The sequence below is a fragment of the Nonomuraea monospora genome, from assembly GCF_039531895.1.
GTDB lineage: Bacteria > Actinomycetota > Actinomycetes > Streptosporangiales > Streptosporangiaceae > Nonomuraea > Nonomuraea monospora.
On sequence record NZ_BAAAQX010000100.1, the window covers coordinates 1 to 1,216 of the forward strand.

At 68.8% G+C, this 1,216-nt stretch carries 2 protein-coding genes; one reads left to right on the plus strand and one right to left on the minus strand.

All coding sequences use genetic code 11. The annotated features are described in order from the left end of the window. On the minus strand, positions 1-419 hold a 419-nt coding region (locus ABD331_RS60640; RefSeq protein ID WP_344496697.1), incomplete at its 3' end, for a MarR family winged helix-turn-helix transcriptional regulator. Positions 420-647: 228 nt separating this feature from the next. On the opposite strand from ABD331_RS60640, the gene ABD331_RS60645 reads away from it, so the two are divergent. Beyond that, positions 648-1,216, plus strand: a 569-nt coding sequence (locus tag ABD331_RS60645; RefSeq protein ID WP_344496699.1) for an extracellular catalytic domain type 1 short-chain-length polyhydroxyalkanoate depolymerase, incomplete at its 3' end; no start/stop codon positions are given.

Below are 1,216 nucleotides of genomic sequence, written 5' to 3' on the forward strand. Positions count from 1 at the left end.
GCCCGGGCGCACAGCGTGAGCGTCTCCGCGAGTGCCACCCGGTCCGGACCGCCGACCTCGGCGAGCATGACGGCTTCGATGTCGTCGAGGGAGCGGTCGCATCGCCGCAGAACGTTCAGCCCTGCCGGGGTGAGACGGGTGCGCAGGGCGCGCCCGCCCCGGGGATGCGGTTCGCGGCGGATCAGGCCGCGTTGTTCGAGGTCGCGGATGACCAGGTTCATCGCCTGCGGGGTGACGAAGGCGATGCGGGCCAGGTCGGCCGAGGACGGGGCGTCGCGCAGGCGCAGCTCGCTGAGCGCCATGTATCCGGTGGTCGTCATGCCGTGCCGGGCGAGCGCGTCGTCCAGGCAGGCGCGGATGCGGCGTTCCAGCCGGAACACCAGGTAGCTCACATGGGGCGGCGGTGTGGCCTCGGTCACCAGGAGACGATATCGCGCCCGCCGGAACGGCCCCATGTAAGTTTCTCGACCGAATATCAAGGACGTTGATAACAAGGTACTTGATAACCAGGCGAAACAGCTCTCCCCCAGGTGAACCGGCGAATCCGCGTACCAGGCGCGCATTGACGGTGGATGGCGGCCCTTCTACTTTTCCAGCGACGGACGTCAAGACGCGGCACGCCGCGTACGGGGAGAGGAGGAGCGCGAATGAGACGATGGACCAAGGCGCTGGCCGGTGCCTGCACCGCGGCGCTCTTTGCCGTCATGACCGTGGTACTGGGATCGCCCGCCGCCGCCGCCACCTTGGTGGAGGTGACCGGCTTCGGCAGCAACCCGGGCAACATGCGGATGCACCTCTACGTACCGGACTCACGCCCGGCCTCGCCGGCGATCGTGGTGGCGATGCACGGCTGCGGCGGCTCCGGCCCCGGCTTCTATCAGGGCAGTGAGTTCGCCTCGCTGGCGGATCGGTACGGCTTCATCGTCGTCTACCCGACCGCCACCCAGTCGGCGGGGTTCGGCAACTGCTTCGACACCTGGTCGGACGCGGCCAAGCAGCGCGGCGGCGGCAGCGACCCCGTCTCGATCATCTCGATGATCGGGTACGTCGAGCGGACCTACCGGGCAGACCCGAACCGGGTCTACGCCACGGGCAGTTCGTCCGGCGGCATGATGACCCAGCACCTGCTCGCCCTTCACCCGGACGTGTTCAAGGCGGGGGCCTCCTTCATGGGCGTGCCCTTCAACTGCTTCGCCGGCGCCTCCGACTACCCGCC